The sequence below is a fragment of the Streptomyces sp. NPDC005761 genome, assembly GCF_040630635.1.
Taxonomy (GTDB): Bacteria; Actinomycetota; Actinomycetes; order Streptomycetales; family Streptomycetaceae; genus Streptomyces.
The window spans coordinates 18,603-34,428 of sequence record NZ_JBEXXX010000041.1 but is presented as its reverse complement, the minus strand read 5'-3'; the positions used below and the strand labels follow the sequence as shown (position 1 = coordinate 34,428).

General features: G+C 68.6%; 11 protein-coding genes. 1 reads left to right on the top strand and 10 read right to left on the bottom strand.

What is annotated here, in order from left to right; all coding sequences use genetic code 11:
- Positions 1-11 precede the first annotated feature (11 nt).
- The 10 genes from ABZ434_RS28750 to ABZ434_RS28705 form a co-directional block, all read right to left on the bottom strand.
- On the bottom strand, positions 12-1,532 hold the full coding sequence (locus tag ABZ434_RS28750) for a CYTH and CHAD domain-containing protein (protein ID WP_359142661.1): 1,521 nt from the start codon (positions 1,530-1,532) through the stop codon (positions 12-14).
- Positions 1,533-1,583: 51 nt separating this feature from the next.
- Positions 1,584-2,774 (bottom strand): rod shape-determining protein RodA, encoded by a 1,191-nt coding sequence (rodA, locus tag ABZ434_RS28745; protein WP_359142659.1) that lies wholly within the window; start codon positions 2,772-2,774, stop codon positions 1,584-1,586.
- Positions 2,774-4,939 carry a penicillin-binding protein 2 gene (gene mrdA / locus ABZ434_RS28740; protein ID WP_359142657.1) on the bottom strand — a complete coding sequence of 722 codons (2,166 nt, stop codon included), beginning with the start codon at positions 4,937-4,939 and terminating at the stop codon, positions 2,774-2,776. Before mrdA ends, rodA begins: the two co-directional genes overlap by 1 nt.
- A gap of 58 nt (positions 4,940-4,997) precedes the next feature.
- On the bottom strand, positions 4,998-5,663 hold the full coding sequence (gene mreD / locus ABZ434_RS28735) for a rod shape-determining protein MreD (protein ID WP_359142655.1): 666 nt from the start codon (positions 5,661-5,663) through the stop codon (positions 4,998-5,000).
- An 11-nt stretch (positions 5,664-5,674) separates the two neighbouring features.
- On the bottom strand, positions 5,675-6,727 hold the full coding sequence (gene mreC, locus ABZ434_RS28730) for a rod shape-determining protein MreC (protein WP_359142653.1): 1,053 nt from the start codon (positions 6,725-6,727) through the stop codon (positions 5,675-5,677).
- A 99-nt stretch (positions 6,728-6,826) separates the two neighbouring features.
- Positions 6,827-7,846 (bottom strand): rod shape-determining protein, encoded by a 1,020-nt coding sequence (locus tag ABZ434_RS28725; RefSeq protein WP_148018678.1) that lies wholly within the window; start codon positions 7,844-7,846, stop codon positions 6,827-6,829.
- Between the two features lie 290 nt (positions 7,847-8,136).
- Positions 8,137-8,550, bottom strand: coding sequence for a nucleoside-diphosphate kinase (ndk, locus tag ABZ434_RS28720; RefSeq protein ID WP_359142651.1), 414 nt, complete (start codon positions 8,548-8,550; stop codon positions 8,137-8,139).
- 86 nt (positions 8,551-8,636) lie between these two features.
- Positions 8,637-8,993, bottom strand: a complete 357-nt coding sequence (locus tag ABZ434_RS28715) for a DUF4233 domain-containing protein (RefSeq protein ID WP_359142649.1) — start codon at positions 8,991-8,993, stop codon at positions 8,637-8,639.
- A gap of 5 nt (positions 8,994-8,998) precedes the next feature.
- Complete coding sequence (locus ABZ434_RS28710) at positions 8,999-10,522, bottom strand: folylpolyglutamate synthase/dihydrofolate synthase family protein (protein WP_359142647.1); 1,524 nt, start codon at positions 10,520-10,522, stop codon at positions 8,999-9,001.
- Between the two features lie 144 nt (positions 10,523-10,666).
- Positions 10,667-13,288: a valine--tRNA ligase gene (locus tag ABZ434_RS28705; protein WP_359142645.1), complete on the bottom strand. Its 2,622-nt coding sequence runs from the start codon at positions 13,286-13,288 to the stop codon at positions 10,667-10,669.
- A 140-nt stretch (positions 13,289-13,428) separates the two neighbouring features.
- Between ABZ434_RS28705 and ABZ434_RS28700 the strand changes: the two genes are divergently transcribed.
- A complete protein-coding gene (locus ABZ434_RS28700) occupies positions 13,429-14,427 on the top strand; it encodes a hypothetical protein (RefSeq protein WP_359142643.1) in 999 nt (332 codons plus the stop codon).
- Positions 14,428-15,826: the final 1,399 nt, after the last annotated feature.

The following is a 15,826-nucleotide window of genomic DNA, read 5'->3' as shown; positions in this document are numbered from 1 at the left end:
TACCGCGCTGCTCAGCTTCCGGACGCCGTCCGGATCTTCGCCCGGGAGGCCCGTGCCCACGCCCCGGGCAATTCCCGCTCGCGCGCCGCGGCCTTCGCCTCCTCCCGGCCGTACAGCAGTCCCCAGGTGAACGAGGACTCCCCCGCCGCGTGGGCCTGGACGGCGAGGGTGCGCAGGGCGTCACGGGCTACGACGCTGTCCTGGTGGTCGCCGAGGACGCTCTGGACGGCCTTCAGCCGCTTGGCGGACTTCCTGGCGGGCTTGCCGAGGGCGGGGCGGGCCGCCTCCGCCGCGTACCGTGCGCGTTTCGCCGCCTTGCGGGCGTGGTGCAGGGCGAGGTCGCGGTCCTGGCCCGGCGGGTGTTCCTGGGCGTGCGCGAGCCGGGTGGCGAGGCGTGCCTGGTCCTTGTGCACGGCGCGGGCGAGCGTCTCGCCGGGCGGGCCGGAGGCCGCGGGCAGCAGGGGCGGGTCGGCGAGGAGCTCCTGAAGGCTTTCCAGCAGGGCGAGGTAGCGGGCGCCGTCCAGTACGGCGTGGGTACGGAGGCGGGAGCCGCTGCGGCGGGCCGTGGACCAGATCCGCAGCCGGGCGTTGACCGGGCCGAGGACCAGGGTGCGGGGCAGCGCGTCGAGCCGGGTGCGCAGGCGGGCGTCGAGTACCTCCTGGTCGCGGTCGACGCCGAGTTCCGCCGCGAGCCACTTCAGCTCCTGGCCGATGGGTCCGGTGGCCGTGCGGTCGAGGACCTTGCGGTACGTGCGGAGGGCGCTGCGGAGCCTGCGGGTGGCGACCCGCATCCCGTGCACGGAGTCGGGCAGGCCCCGGCGTACGGCCGGATCGAGGGAGACGATCGCGGTGATCTGTTCGCGTACGTAGGCGAGGACGTGGTCGCCCGCGGTGCGCGGTGCCGGGACGGTCTCCTTCTGCCGCTCCTTCTTCGGGGATGTCTCGGCCAGCGCGCGGGACAGTTTGGAAGGGGACGCGGAGGGCCTCATCCCCGCCTTGCGCAGCCGCCGCTCGACGGCGTCGAGGAACGCGGGGTCGCCGTCGTCGGCGAGTTCGACCTCGATCTCGGTCCAGGCGGTGGCGCGGCTGCCGCCGTGCAGCCGCTCGGCCCGGACCTCGTCGACGCTCAGTTCGGCGAGCGGTGCGCCGTCCGGGCCGTTCAGCACGTGGACGTCGCGGGCGGAGCGGAGCCGGACCACGGGGACGAGGGCGGTGTCGCGGACCCGGGAGCGGACGAGGCCCGCCAGGTCCGGGGGCAGGGTGTCGGAGAGCGGGGCCCGGATCTCGTCGCGGATGCCGGAGGCGACCGGGAACTTGAGGTGCCAGCCGGCTTCGTCGCCACCGGTGCGCCGGCGAAGGGTGAGGTGGTCCGCGGCGAGCCGGAGGTCTTCGGTGTCGTAGTAGACGGCGTCGAGTTCCATGACGCCCTGGTGGTCCACGGCGGCGACTCCGGCCACCCGTGTCAGGTCGGGCAGCCGGGTCTCGCCGGTCGGTTCGTATTTCCGCTCGATCTCGCGCTTCGTGTCCGCCATGAATCGAATCTAGACGTCTTGTGCGCAGCTGGGCAGTGGCCCCGCAACAGCTCAGGCCGTTATCGGCCGCTGCACCCTGATGGACTGGAGCAGTCCGATGGCCACCCAGACGGCGAACATCGAGGAGCCTCCGTAGGAGACGAACGGCAGTGGCAGCCCGGCGACGGGCATGATGCCGAGCGTCATGCCGATGTTCTCGAACGACTGGAAGGCGAACCAGGCGATGATTCCGGCGGCGACGACCGTGCCGTAGAGCTCGGTGGTCTCACGGGCGATCCGGCAGGCGCGCCAGAGGACGACTCCGAGCAGGACCAGGATCAGCCCTGCCCCGAGGAAGCCGAGTTCCTCACCGGCGACGGTGAAGACGAAGTCGGTCTGCTGCTCGGGGACGAACTGGCCGGTGGTCTGGGTGCCCTGGAAGAGGCCGGTGCCGGAGAGTCCCCCGGAGCCGATCGCGATCCGGGCCTGGTTGGTGTTGTAGCCGACGCCGGCCGGGTCCAGGGCGGGGTTGGCGAAGGCGGCGAACCGGGCGATCTGGTAGTCGTCGAGCAGCCCGAGCTGCCAGATGGCGACAGCACCCGCGGCGCCCGCGCCGAGGAGTCCGAAGACCCAGCGGTTGGAGGCGCCGGAGGCCAGGAGGACGCCGAGCACGATGACGGCCATGACCATCACGGAGCCGAGGTCCGGCATTCCCATGACGACGGCCATCGGGAGTGCGGCCAGGCCGAGGGCCTTGGCGACGGTCCGGTGGTCGGGGTGCAGCTGGTCGCCCGCGTCGACGCGGGCGGCGAGCAGCATCGCCATGCCGAGGATGATGGTGATCTTGGTGAATTCCGAGGGCTGGAGCGAGAAGCCGCCCGGCAGGAGGATCCAGGCGTGGGCGCCGTTGACGGTGGCGCCGAGCGGGGTCAGGACCGCCATCACGAGGACGACGGACAGCCCGTACAGGATCGGCACCGCACCGCGCAGGGTCCGGTGGCCGAGCCAGATCGTGCCGACCATCAGGGCGAAGCCGATGCCGGTGTTGAGGGCGTGACGGAAGAGGAAGTAGTACGGGTCGCCGTGGGTGAGCGAGTCACGTCCGCGGGTCGCCGACCAGACGAGCAGCGAGCCGATGAAGGAGAGCGCGATCGCCGAGCCGAGCAGCGGCCAGTCGAGGCGGCGCACGACGGAGTCGCGGGCGGTGAGCCTGCCCCAGGCGGAGCGCTCGGGAGCGTACCGCTGGACGGAGAAGCCTGCCATCAGTCACGCCTCCCCAGCACCGCGGCGAGCGTCTGCTCGGCCGGCGGCTTCTGCGATTCGGGGTCGTAGGGCTTGATCCTTGGGGCGTCGATGGTGCCGTCCGTCTGGATCTTCGGCAGGGCCTTCTGCGGTGTCGGCAGCAGTGCCTTCTTGAGGTCCTGCTTGCCCGCGGCGTCGAGGCCGTAGAGCGCGTTGTAGATGTTGCGGACGGCGGGTCCCGAGGCACCGGAACCCGTACCGCCCTGGGAGATCGTCATGACGATCGAGTAGTCCTTGGTGTACGTGGCGAACCAGGAGGTCGTCTGCTTGCCGTAGACCTCGGCCGTGCCCGTCTTGGCGTGCATCGGGATCTTGTCCTGCGGCCAGCCGCCGAATCGCCAGGCGGCGGAGCCGCGGGTCGCGACACCCGCGAGGGCTTCGTCTATCTCGTTGCGCGTCTTCTTGGTGAAGGGGAGCTTGCCGTGCGACTTCGGCTCGATCTCCTGGACGGTCCTGCCGTCGCCGCTGACGATCGCCTTGCCGACGGTGGGGTCGTAGAGGGTGCCGCCGTTGGAGATCGCCGCGTAGATGGTGGCCATCTGGATCGGGGTGACGAGGGTGTCGCCCTGGCCGATCGAGTAGTTGACGGAGTCACCGGCGCGCATCCTGTCGCCTTCGAGGCAGTTCTCGTACGCGATCTGCTCGACGTACGTGCCGCCCTTCTTGCCCTGCTTGCACCAGGCATCGTGGTTGGCCTTGGCGAAGTTCTTCTTCCACTCGCGGTCCGGGACGCGGCCGCTGACCTCGTTGGGGAGGTCGATGCCGGTCTCCTTGCCGAGGCCGAACTGGTGGGCGGTCTTGTAGAACCAGTCGTTGGGGTTCTTCTTGGGGTTGTTCCCGCCGTCCTTCTGCCACTCCTTGTGCGCGAGGCCGTAGTACACGGTGTCGCAGGAGACTTCGAGGGCGCGGCCGATGGTGATGCTGCCGTAGCCCTGGGACTCGAAGTTCTTGAAGGTCTGGCCGCCGATGGAGTACGAGCTGGGGCAGGGGTAGTTGCCGTCGAAGGGGTATCCGGCGTTGACGGCGGCAGTGGAGGAGATGACCTTGAAGATGGATCCGGGGGCGGCCTGGCCCTGGATGGCCCGGTTCAGCAGCGGGAAGTTGGAGTTCTTGCCGGTGAGCTTGGCGTAGTCCTTGCCGGAGATCCCGCCGACCCAGGCGTTGGGGTCGTAGTTGGGCAGGGAGGCCATGGAGACGACCCGGCCGGTCTTGGCCTCCATGACGACGACGGCGCCGGAGTCGGCCTTGTAGTTCTCGCCGGTGTTCTTGTCGAACTCGGTCCGGGCCGTCTTCATGGCCTGGTTGAGCTCGTACTCGGCGACGGCCTGGACCCGTGCGTCGATGGAGGTGACGACGCTGGCGCCGGCCTCCGCCTCGTCGTTCTTGGCCTGGCCGATGACCCGGCCGAGGTTGTCGACCTCGTAGCGGGTGACGCCCGCCTTGCCGCGCAGTTCCTTGTCGTACGTGCGCTCGAGGCCGGAGCGGCCGACCTGGTCGGAGCGGAGGTAGGGCGAGTCGGTGTCCTGTGCCTTGGTGATCTCGTCGTCGGTGACGGGCGAGAGGTAGCCGAGGACCTGGGCGGTGTTGGCCTTGCCCGGTGCGGCGTAGCGGCGGACGGCGGTGGGCTCGGCGGTGATGCCGGGGAAGTCCTCGGCGCGTTCGCGGATCTGGAGGGCCTGCTGAGTGGTGGCCTCGTCGGTGACGGGGATCGGCTGATAGGGCGAGCCGTTCCAGCAGGGCTGCGGGGTCTTGGCGTCGCAGAGTCGGACCTTGGCGAGGACGTCCTTGGGCTTCATGTCCAGGACGCCGGCCAGCCGGGTGAGAACGCCCTTGCCGTCGTCGTCCATCTTCAGCAGTTCGGTGCGACTGGCGGAGACCACGAGGCGGGTCTCGTTGTCGGCGAGGGGTACGCCGCGGGCGTCGAGGATGGAGCCGCGGGCGGCGGGCTGGACGACCTGCTGGACGTGGTTGTTCTTCGCCTCGTCGGAGTACTCCTGGCCGTTGCGGATCTGGAGGTACCAGAGGCGGCCGCCGAGGGTGAGGAGCAGCGAGAAGACGAGGACCTGGATGACGATGAGGCGGATCTGGACCCGCTGGGTCCGGCCCGTCTCCGGGATGTTGGTCACGGGGCGCCCCCGGTGGTGGTCGGGCCGGTGGTACGGGGGTCGCCCCCGCAGGAGTGCCTCACAGTCGCTTGACTCCCTTGATCCGTCCTGCGCGGGCGGCCCTGTTGCGGGCGGCCTTGACGCGCAGTCCGCCACGCTGGCTTCCGATGCGCAGTCCGGTGCCCGCGGCGAGCCAGCCGGCTGCGGCGTCGCCGCGGCCGGAGGAGGACTCGGTCAGCGGGTCGTTCACCGTCCGTCTGGCGACGGCCATGATCAGCGGGACGGTGAACGGCGCGAGGAGCAGGTCGTAGACGGCCGCGGTGAACAGGAGACTGCCCAGGCCCACATGGCGGGCCGCCGTGTCGCCGACGAGGGCGCCGACGCCCGCGTACAGCAGGGTCGATCCGATCGCCGCCGCGACGACCACGGCCATCGGGAGGAAGGCGGACTTGAGCTGCCCGTTCTCGGGCCTGGCCAGTCCGGCGAGGTAGCCGATGACACAGAGCACCAGGGCGTAGCGTCCGGCGGCGTGGTCGGCCGGGGGTGCCAGGTCCGCGAGCAGGCCCGCGCCGAAGCCGATGAGGGCTCCGCTGACGTGCCCGTACACGAAGGCCAGTCCGAGGACGACCATGAGCAGCAGATCGGGTACGGCGCCGGGGAGCTGGAGCCGGGCGAGTACGGATACCTGGACGACGAGGGCGATCACGACCAGAACGATGGAGAGCAGAGTCCGGTTGACGCGCATGGGGATCAGCTCTACCTCTGTTCGTTTACCGCGTTGTCGGCGTTCGGTGTGGCGTTCCCGCTCGGGTCGGGGTTCGGGCTGCCGCTGGGGCTCGCGCTCTGGTGGATGTTCCCGACGACGTTGCCGTTGGTGTCGACGATGTCGCCGTTGGGCGAGATGGTGACGGTGACGGTCGGGGTGGGCTTCGGTTTGGCCGGTTTGACGGCCTTCTTCGGCAGGACGGCGTCGCGCGGGTCCTCGCGGGGTGCCTGGACGACGATGCCGACGATGTCGAGCTTGGTGAAGCCGACGAACGGCCGGACGTAGACCGTACGGGTGAGGTCGCCGCCGGACGGGTCGACCCGGACGACCTCGCCGACCGGGACGCCGGGCACGAACGGCTTGTCCTTGCTGGAGCCGAACGTGACGAGGCGGTCGCCCTTCTTGACCTTGGCCTTGCCGTTCAGGAACTGGACTGACAGCGGGCGCGAGCCCTGGCCGGTGGCGAAGCCGAGTTCGTCGGTGGACTCCATCCGGGTGCCGACGGTGAAGTCGGGGTCGTTGGCCAGGAGCACCGTGGCGGTGTCCGGGCCGACGGTGGTGACGCGGCCGACGAGTCCGTCGCCGTTGAGGACGGTCATGTCGCGCTTGAGGCCGTCCTTGGACCCGGCGTCGATGGTGACCGTCCAGGAGAAGCCCTGGGCCGCTCCTATGGCGATGACTTCGGCGGCCTTGATGCCGTACTGGCCGGCCTCCGACTTCTTGAGCATCTTGTCGAGCTCACGGACCCGGCTGCGGTTGCGGTCGTCGCTGCCCAGCCTCGCCTTGAGCGCGGCGTTCTCCTGCTCCAGCGCGGCGATCTTGTCGTGGCGGGTGCCGGAGGCGCGTACGGCCCCTATGGCGTTGCCCACCGGATCGACCGCTGCCGCCACGCCGTTCTCCACCGGCCCGAAGACGGTGGCGGCGGCCTGCCGGGCGCCGTCCACCGGTGACTCCTCGCCGCCGCGGATGTCCACCGTGATCAGTGCGAATGCGATGGCGATCAGCAGCACCAGGAGCAGCCGGCTCTCTCGTGTGTCCCTCACGTGCGGCGGCCGTGCCTTCCTCGTAGGAATGTTCGTGCCTGTATATCAACGATCCTCCGTGCGGAGCGGCAGCGTCCGCACGGAGGTCCGCCTGAGTTTCTACCGTCGGGGCTGGGCGTCCAGCACCTGCTGGAGCGCCTCGAACTCCTCGACGCACTTGCCGGATCCGAGGGCTACGGAGTCCAGCGGGTCCTCGGCGATGTGGATCGGCATGCCGGTCTCGTGGCGCAGCCGCTCGTCCAGGCCGCGCAGCAGAGCGCCGCCGCCGGTGAGGACGATGCCGCGGTCCATGACGTCGCCGGAGAGCTCCGGCGGGCACTTGTCCAGCGTCGTCTTGACCGCGTCGACGATCGCGTTGACCGGCTCCTCGATCGCCTTGCGGACCTCGGCCGCGGAGATGACCACGGTCTTGGGCAGGCCCGAGACGAGGTCGCGGCCGCGGATCTCGGTGTGCTCGTCCTTCTCCAGGTCGAACGCCGAACCGATGGTGATCTTGATCTGTTCGGCGGTGCGCTCGCCCAGCAGGAGCGAGTACTCCTTCTTGATGTGCTGGATGATCGCGTTGTCCAGTTCGTCACCGGCGACCCGGATCGACTGGGCGGTGACGATTCCGCCGAGCGAGATGACCGCGACCTCGGTGGTGCCGCCACCGATGTCGACGACCATGTTGCCGGTGGCCTCGTGGACCGGGAGCCCGGAGCCGATGGCCGCCGCCATGGGCTCCTCGATGATGTGCACCTGGCGGGCGCCGGCCTGCGTCGACGCCTCGATCACGGCGCGTCGCTCGACCCCGGTGATGCCGGAGGGCACGCAGACGACGACACGCGGGCGGGCCAGGTAGCGGCGCTTGTGGATCTTCAGGATGAAGTAGCGGAGCATCCGCTCCGTGATCTCGAAGTCGGCGATCACGCCGTCCTTCAGGGGCCGTACGGCAACGATGTTGCCCGGTGTACGGCCGATCATCTTCTTGGCCTCGGATCCGACCGCGAGGATGCCGCCGGTGTTGGTGTTGATGGCCACGACGGACGGCTCGTTCAGAACGATGCCGCGCCCCCTGACGTACACCAGCGTGTTGGCAGTCCCGAGGTCGATAGCCATGTCACGGCCGATGAACGACATTGAGTTCCCCTTGTTCCCCATGAGGATGCGTCGGGCCTTCCCAAGCGAAAGCGATGGCTTGTTTTGGTAGGCGAGATGAGCGCTGCGGGCGTGGAAGCTTCCATCGTAGTGCCGGACACGCCGACACAGCGCGAGGGTCCTTCGCCATGCTGAGCAGAACGGGTGGCCGTTCCACTCATGGTGACGTTACGTCGGGGGGATGCGTTCCCGCGATCGGGGGCCCTATGCCGAGAGGCGACCGAATTACTTCGGTCGCCCCAGGTCATGAGCGCTGTTCGGCTGATCGGAGGTCAGGAAAGGCCCGGAAAGAACAGCTTCATTTCTCGCTCTGCGGACTCCTCCGAGTCCGAGGCGTGGATGAGGTTCTCCCGGGTGATCGTGCCGAAGTCACCACGGATCGATCCGGGCGCGGCGGCGATCGGGTCGGTGGGACCGGCCAGGGCGCGGACGCCCTCGATGATCCGCTCGCCCTCGGCGACCAGGGCGACGATCGGGCCGGACTGCATGAACTCGACGAGCGGCTCGTAGAACGGCCGGCCGACGTGCTCAGCGTAGTGCTGCTCCAGCGTGGCGCGGTCGAGGGTGCGGAGCTCCAGCGCCGTGATCTTCCAGCCGGCCTTGCGCTCGATGCGGCCGACGATTTCGCCGACCAGACCGCGACGGACGGCGTCGGGCTTGAGAAGAACGAGGGTGCGCTGGGTCATGTGCGGCTCCTTGCAGGCATACGGGTGCGGTGAAGCGAGATTACAGGGGTACGGTGACGGGCCGGCGGCCGGGCTCGGCCGCTCCCTCAGCCGCCGGCAGGCGCCTGCGCCGCCTCCTGTGCGGCCCACCGGGCCTTCACCTCGTCGATCTTGCGTCCGTAGTGCACGGAGGCCCACCACAGGCCGCCGAAGACGACGCCCAGGATGAACATCATCGGGACGACGAAGCCACTGGCGACCAGCGCGATCTGGAGCGCCCAGCCGAGCTGTATGCCCCCCGGACGGGTGAGCATCCCGCAGAGCAGCACGGAGAGCAGCATGCCGATGCCGCAGACCGTCCAGACCGTGGCGGAGGTCAGGTCGTCGGACTTCATCGCGACGAGTCCTGCGAACCCGATCACGAAGAACTCACCGATCAGCGTCGATGCACAGAGCGTACGCACTTCGGTCAGCCCCTTCCCAGAAGCAGCCGGGCCTCGCCGACCGTGATCACGGATCCGGTCACCAGCACCCCGGCGCCCGCGTATTCGTCCTCTTCCTCGGCGAGGGTGATCGCCGCCTCCAGCGCGTCGTCGAGCCGGGGTTCGACCTGGACGCGGTCGTTGCCGAAGACCTCGACGGCGACCGCCGCGAGCTCGTCGGCGTCCATGGCGCGTGCGCTGGAGTTCTGTGTGACGACGACCTCGGCGAAGATCGGCTCGAAGGCTTCCAGGAGCCCCCGCACGTCCTTGTCGCCACTGGCTCCCACCACACCGATCAGCCGCGAGAAGCCGAACGCCTCGGAGAGCCCTTCGGCGGTCGCCAGGGCGCCTGCCGGGTTGTGCGCGGCGTCCAGGACGACGGTCGGGCTGGAGCGGACCACTTCGAGGCGGCCGGGCGAGATCACCGAGGCGAAGGCCTTGCGGATGATGTCGGCGTCGAGCGAGCCGGTCTGCTCGGCGCCGATACCGAAGAACGCCTCGACCGCGCAGAGCGCCACCACCGCGTTGCGCGCCTGGTGGGCGCCGTACAGCGGAAGGAAGATGCTGTCGTACTCCCCGCCGAGTCCGCGCAGCGTCAGCAGCTGGCCGCCGACCGCGATCTCCCGGGAGACGACACCGAACTCCATGCCCTCGCGGGCCACGGTGGCGTCGACCTCGACGGCCTTCTTCAGCATCACCTGGGCGGCGTCGACGGGCTGCTGGGCGAGGATGACCGTGGCGCCCTGCTTGATGATCCCGGACTTCTCCACGGCGATCTCGCCGGGCGTGGAGCCCAGCCGGTCGGTGTGGTCCAGCGAGATGGGGGTGACGACGGCGACCGTGGAGTCGATCACGTTGGTCGCGTCCCAGCTGCCGCCCATGCCGACCTCGACGACGGCGACGTCGACGGGCGCGTCGGCGAAGGCCGCGTACGCCATGCCGGTGAGGACCTCGAAGAAGGAGAGCCGGTAGGGCTGCTGCGCGTCGACCATTTCGACGTACGGCTTGATGTCCTGGTACGTCTCGACGAACCGCTCGGGGTCCATCGGGGAGCCGTCCAGGCTGATCCGCTCGGTGATCGACTGGACGTGCGGCGAGGTGTAGCGGCCGGTACGCAGGTCGAATGCGCCGAGCAGGGCCTCGATCATGCGAGCCGTGCTCGTCTTGCCGTTGGTCCCGGTGATGTGGATGGAGGGGTAGGCGCGCTGCGGCTCGCCGAGCACGTCCATCAGCGCCGCGATGCGCGCCACGGACGGCTCGAGCTTGGTCTCGCCCCAGCGGCCGGCGAGCTCCTGCTCCACCGCGCGCAGCGCCTTGTCCACCTCCGGATCAGTGGGGCGGGCGGGGACCTCGTCGCCCGTGGGCGGTCCCGAAGCGGCGCGCAGCGTACGGCTGCCGGCCTCGATCACCGCCAGGTCGGGGTCGCGCTGGGTCGCTTCGTCGACGATCTCCGCGAAGGTCTCGTCGGAGTCGGACGCGTCGTGCCGGTCGGAAGGGCGGGGCTCACTCACGGGGCCCAGTCTACGGATGGGCACGGACATCGTGCGCAGCGCCCGGCGGCCGGTGGCTGCGGAGGTGCCTCCGTACACCCGTCGGCCGCGGGTACGAGGGAGCCCCCGCCCCCTCCGGGAGGGGACGGGGGCCTCGGGGCGGTGTCAGCCCTGCGGCAGGGCCGCCAGCTGGCCGGCGATCCGCTCGATGTCGGCCTCGGCCTTGGTCAGCCGGCCGCGGATCTTGTCGACCACGTTGTCCGGGGCCTTGGCCAGGAACGCCTCGTTGCCGAGCTTGCCGGTGGCCTGCGCCTTCTCCTTCTGCGCGGCCTCCAGGTCCTTCGTGAGGCGCTTGCGCTCGGCGTCGAGGTCGATCGTGCCGGACAGGTCGAGCGCGACGGTGGCACCCGCGACCGGCAGCGACGCGGTGGCGTGGAAGCCGTCCCCGGCCGGCTGCAGGCGCAGCAGCTGACGCATGGCCGCCTCGTGCGGGGCGAGCGCCGTGCCGGTCAGGGTCAGCTCGGCGGGGACCTTCTGGCCGGGCTGGAGACCCTGGTCGTTGCGGAAGCGGCGGACCTCGGTGACGACCTGCTGGACGAGCTCGATCTCCTTCTCGGCCGCGTCGTCACGGAAGCCGCTGTCCTTCGGCCAGTCGGCGATGACGACGGACTCGCGGCCGGTGAGCGCGGTCCAGAGGGTCTCCGTGACGAACGGGACGACCGGGTGCAGCAGTCGCAGCATCACGTCGAGGACCTCGCCCAGGACGCGGCCCGAGACCTCGGCGGGGCGGCCGCCGCCGAAGAACGTGGTCTTGGACAGCTCGACGTACCAGTCGAAGACCTCGTCCCAGGCGAAGTGCCGGAGCGCCTCGCTGAGCTTGGAGAACTGGTAGTCGTCGTAGTACGCGTCGACTTCGGCGACCGTCTTGTTGAGGCGGGAGAGGATCCAGCGGTCGGTCACCGACATCTCGTCGGCGGACGGCAGTTCGCCCTCGATCGTCGCGCCGTTCATCAGCGCGAAGCGGGTGGCGTTCCAGATCTTGTTGGAGAACTTGGCGGAACCCTGGACCCACTCCTCGCCGATCGGGACGTCGGTGCCGGGGTTGGCGCCGCGCGCGAGGGTGAAACGGAGCGCGTCGGAGCCGTACTTGTCCATCCAGTCCAGCGGGTTGACCACGTTGCCGAAGGACTTCGACATCTTCTTGCCGTGCTCGTCGCGGACCATGCCGTGCAGGACGATCGTCTCGAACGGCGGGACGCCGTCGTTGACGTACAGGCCGAACATCATCATCCGGGCGACCCAGAAGAAGAGGATGTCGTAGCCGGTGACCAGGACGGAGTTCGGGTAGAACTTCGCGAGGCTGTCGGTCTGTTCGGGCCAGCCGAGCGTGGAGAACGGCCACAGGCCGGAGGAGAACCAGGTGTCCAGGACATCGCTGTCCTGGGTCCAGCCCTCGCCGGTGGGCGGCTCGTCGTCCGGGCCGACGCAGACGACCTCGCCGTTCGGGCCGTACCAGACGGGGATGCGGTGGCCCCACCAGAGCTGCCGCGAGATGCACCAGTCGTGGAGGTTGTCGACCCAGTCGAAGTACCGCTTCTCCATCTCCTGCGGGTGGATCTTGACCTTGCCGTCGCGGACGGCGTCACCGGCCGCCTTGGCGAGCGGGGCGACCTTGACCCACCACTGGAGGGAGAGGCGCGGCTCGATGGTGGTCTTGCAGCGCGAGCAGTGGCCGACGGAGTGGACGTACGGCCGCTTCTCGGCGACGATCCGGCCCTCGGCGCGCAGGGCGGCGACGATGGCGGAGCGGGCCTCCAGGCGGTCCAGGCCCTGGAAGGGGCCGGGGGCCGTGATGACGGCGCGTTCGTCGAGGACCGTGAGGAACGGCAGGTCGTGGCGCTTGCCGATCTCGAAGTCGTTCGGGTCGTGCGCCGGGGTCACCTTGACGGCGCCGGTGCCGAACTCGGGGTCGACGTGGTGGTCGGCGACGACCGGGATCGTACGGTCGGTCAGCGGCAGCTTGATCTGCTTGCCGACCAGGTGCTTGTAGCGCTCGTCGTCGGGGTGGACGGCGACGGCGGTGTCACCGAGCATCGTCTCGGCGCGGGTGGTGGCGACGACGATGGTCTCGTCGCCCTCGCCGTACTGCATGGAGACGAGCTCGCCGTCGTCCTCCTGGTACTCGACCTCGATGTCGGAGATCGCGGTGAGGCAGCGCGGGCACCAGTTGATGATGCGCTCGGCGCGGTAGATCAGCTCGTCGTCGTACATCTGCTTGAAGACGGTCTGGACGGCACTGGACAGGCCCTCGTCCATGGTGAAGCGCTCGCGGGACCAGGCGACGCCCTCGCCCAGGCGGCGCATCTGGCCGGAGATCTGGCCGCCGGACTCGTTCTTCCACTGCCAGACGCGCTCGACGAAGGCCTCGCGGCCCAGGTCGTGGCGGGACTTGCCCTCCTTGCCGAGCTCGCGCTCGACGACGTTCTGGGTGGCGATGCCGGCGTGGTCCATGCCCGGCTGGTAGAGCGCCTCGAACCCCTGCATGCGCTTGCGGCGGACGAGGGCGTCGATCAGCGTGTGCTCGAAGGCGTGTCCCAGGTGCAGGGATCCGGTGACGTTGGGCGGCGGGATGACGATGGAGTACGGCGGCTTGTCGCTGTTCTCGTCCGCCTCGAAGTAACCGCGTTCCACCCAGCGCTCGTACAGCTTCCCCTCTACCTCGGCCGGTGTGTACTGGGTCGGCAGTTCGGGGGTGCTGGCTGGCTGCTGCGCTGCGTTCTCGGTCACGCCCCATAGTTTAGGGCCGTCACAAGCGTGCACTGAAACCGGTTTGTTCAGTAACGGTCTCCCTCCCGGTGCCCCGCGTCCGCCGCCCGTCCGTCAGGATGTTCGGAACGCATAAGCATCACGAACAGGGGACACCGCAGATGAGCTACAACCAGCCGGGCCCGTACGGTGGCCAGCCGCCGCAGGGCCAGCCCGGACCGTACGGCCAGCAGCCGGGCCCCTACGGCGGTCAGCCGCCGCAGGGCCCGCCGCAGGGGCAGCCCGGTTATGGCTACCCGCAGCAGGCCCCCCAGGGCGTCCCGCCCCAGCAGCAGCCCCCGCAGCCGGGCTACGGCTACCCCCAGGCCCAGCAGCCCGGCCCGTACGGCCAGCAGCCCCCCACGCCCCCGTACGGCGGCCAGCCGGCCTACGGCGGCCAGCCCCCGTTCCCGCCGGCCCAGCAGCCGAAGAAGAAGACCGGCCTGATCGTGGGCGGCGTCATCGTGGCGCTGGCGGTCATCGCGGGCGGCGTGTACTTGCTTACGTCGAGTGGCGGCGACAACAGTGATGTCGCGGACTCCACGAAGGGGTACAAGCTGAACCTGGCCGCCTCAGTGGGCGACTACAAGAAGAGGGTTACGGACACGTCCACGGATGAGATGACGACCGAGGACAAGTCCGAAGCCAAAGCCCTGGGCATCAAGGACGCCCACAAGGACCAGGGTCAGTACGCGAGCGGCGACATCGAGACGAACCCGCTCACGACGAAGATGCTCATGGTTTACGGCAACTGGGGCGACGTCACCGACCCGGCGAAGGCCCTCGACGGCATGTTCGCGCAGGCCAGGAAGGGAATGGCCGAGGACGAAGAGGACAAGGCCTCTCTCGTCGGCAGCCCCGAGGACGTCACGCCGGCAGGCTTCAAAGGCGCGCTGATGAAGTGCCAGAACATGAAAATGATCAACGCGAAGGCTGACGGCACCGCGGCGAACGGCCCCAAGGAAATGATCATGCCCGTCTGCATCTGGGCCGACTACAGCACTGTCGGCGCAGTCGTCGGCTTCGACGTCGGCGGGGCCATGACCAACAAGCCCATGACGCAGGACGAGGTAGCGGGCCTCACCGCCAAGCTCTACAACACCTCTCGCGCCAAGATCTGATCCACGCATCGCGAAGGGGCGCCCCGCCAGCCGAACTGGTGGGGCGCCCCTTCGCGTATGCACTGAACCGCGATTACGCGGACTTCTTGTGCCGACCGTCGTCGCCCTACCCCGTCACCCGTTTCGCAGCCGGCATGGCGAATTCCCCCTGGCCTGCCGCTCAGCAACCGTACCGGCCGAACCAAATGGACCCTTCACCAACACCTTGGGAGAACCCCATCAGCCCACCCCCAGTTCAAATGCAATGAACCAGGGTCTCACCCACCCCCACACTTGCTGGTCAGAACCTAATGACGTTCAGCGGTTTTGCGAAGAGATCAGGTACCTCGAGAAGGTGGACGATGCGATGGAAAGCGAGGCCGCGAATGACCGATACCAAAAGCAGTTCGGGCGGCCAGCCGACCAAGTCGCCTCCGCACTCGAGCCGACTTAAAACACATCCGCTACGTCACGCACGTGAACATGGCATCCCCGACAATAGGGAACAATGCGCCACGAACAACACGGCTGGCCTTAGAGTGAGGCACCACGAGCAGGAGACTCAGTACGAGTAGCAGGCCGCCTGAGCATGACTGCTCTTAACCTTCAGAACGCTAACCAGCTGCGCCTTGCAGGCCAGCCTCTGAGCATTGGCCACTACATTTAGGCTATTCCTATCGGCGTTTGCATTCTTACAGGCGGCCTTGACTTTCGGCCCTACTATGTATCCGTCATTGTGCAGCGATATCTCGCAGCGCTGAGGACTGGCATTCGCCACCCCTGCCGCTACCACAGGGAGGGAAACAGCAGCCGCTACCACACTGCCGGCAACGACCAGTCGCCGAACATTGAGAAATCTCATCAGAGTGCCTCTCTCGAAGAATCTGTACCTGAATGAGAAAAGCACACAGAAGTCTCCCCAACTGGCCGACACTGCCAAATTGGCTCGATACCACCCTATCCATCGATCACAAAGACCCAAATTCGACGCTCGCGAATAAGGAAATGACACCAAATTGGGTTTCGCAGTGTCTCCCGGAGGGCCAAGTGCCTCAGCGACCGAGCCGAAGGGAAGTAGATCCCTTCTGGCATCCGCGAGTTCACGCATCCAGCGCAGCGGGACGGCGGCCGGGGCCGAGTCAGAAGACGATCCCCCAGAGCAACGGATATGCCGGACATCAGTGGCTTCCAAAGCATTGACCCCCGTTACCCGCTCATAGCGGGGCATGGAGCCGGGCAGCAGCGGAACCAGCCGTCATTGGCTGATGGAACACACCACTTGAAGCCGCGCACGGCCGCACCATCGCCGTGGCTTCTGATCTCACCGGTACAGGCTCCAGGGCCGTCTCATCGACCCACGCCCCTGTGCCCAAAACAGTGCTGGCCCCACAGCCTGAGCTGTGGAGCCAGCGAAAACTAC

Coding starts and splice junctions, on each gene's coding strand:
- ABZ434_RS28750 (WP_359142661.1), bottom strand. CDS start 1,532: ATGGCGGACACGAAGCGCGAGATCGAGCGGAAATACGAACCGACCGGC.
- rodA (WP_359142659.1), bottom strand. CDS start 2,774: ATGGCAGGCTTCTCCGTCCAGCGGTACGCTCCCGAGCGCTCCGCCTGG.
- mreD (WP_359142655.1), bottom strand. CDS start 5,663: ATGCGCGTCAACCGGACTCTGCTCTCCATCGTTCTGGTCGTGATCGCC.
- ABZ434_RS28725 (WP_148018678.1), bottom strand. CDS start 7,846: ATGTCGTTCATCGGCCGTGACATGGCTATCGACCTCGGGACTGCCAAC.
- ndk (WP_359142651.1), bottom strand. CDS start 8,550: ATGACCCAGCGCACCCTCGTTCTTCTCAAGCCCGACGCCGTCCGTCGC.
- ABZ434_RS28700 (WP_359142643.1), top strand. CDS start 13,429: ATGAGCTACAACCAGCCGGGCCCGTACGGTGGCCAGCCGCCGCAGGGC.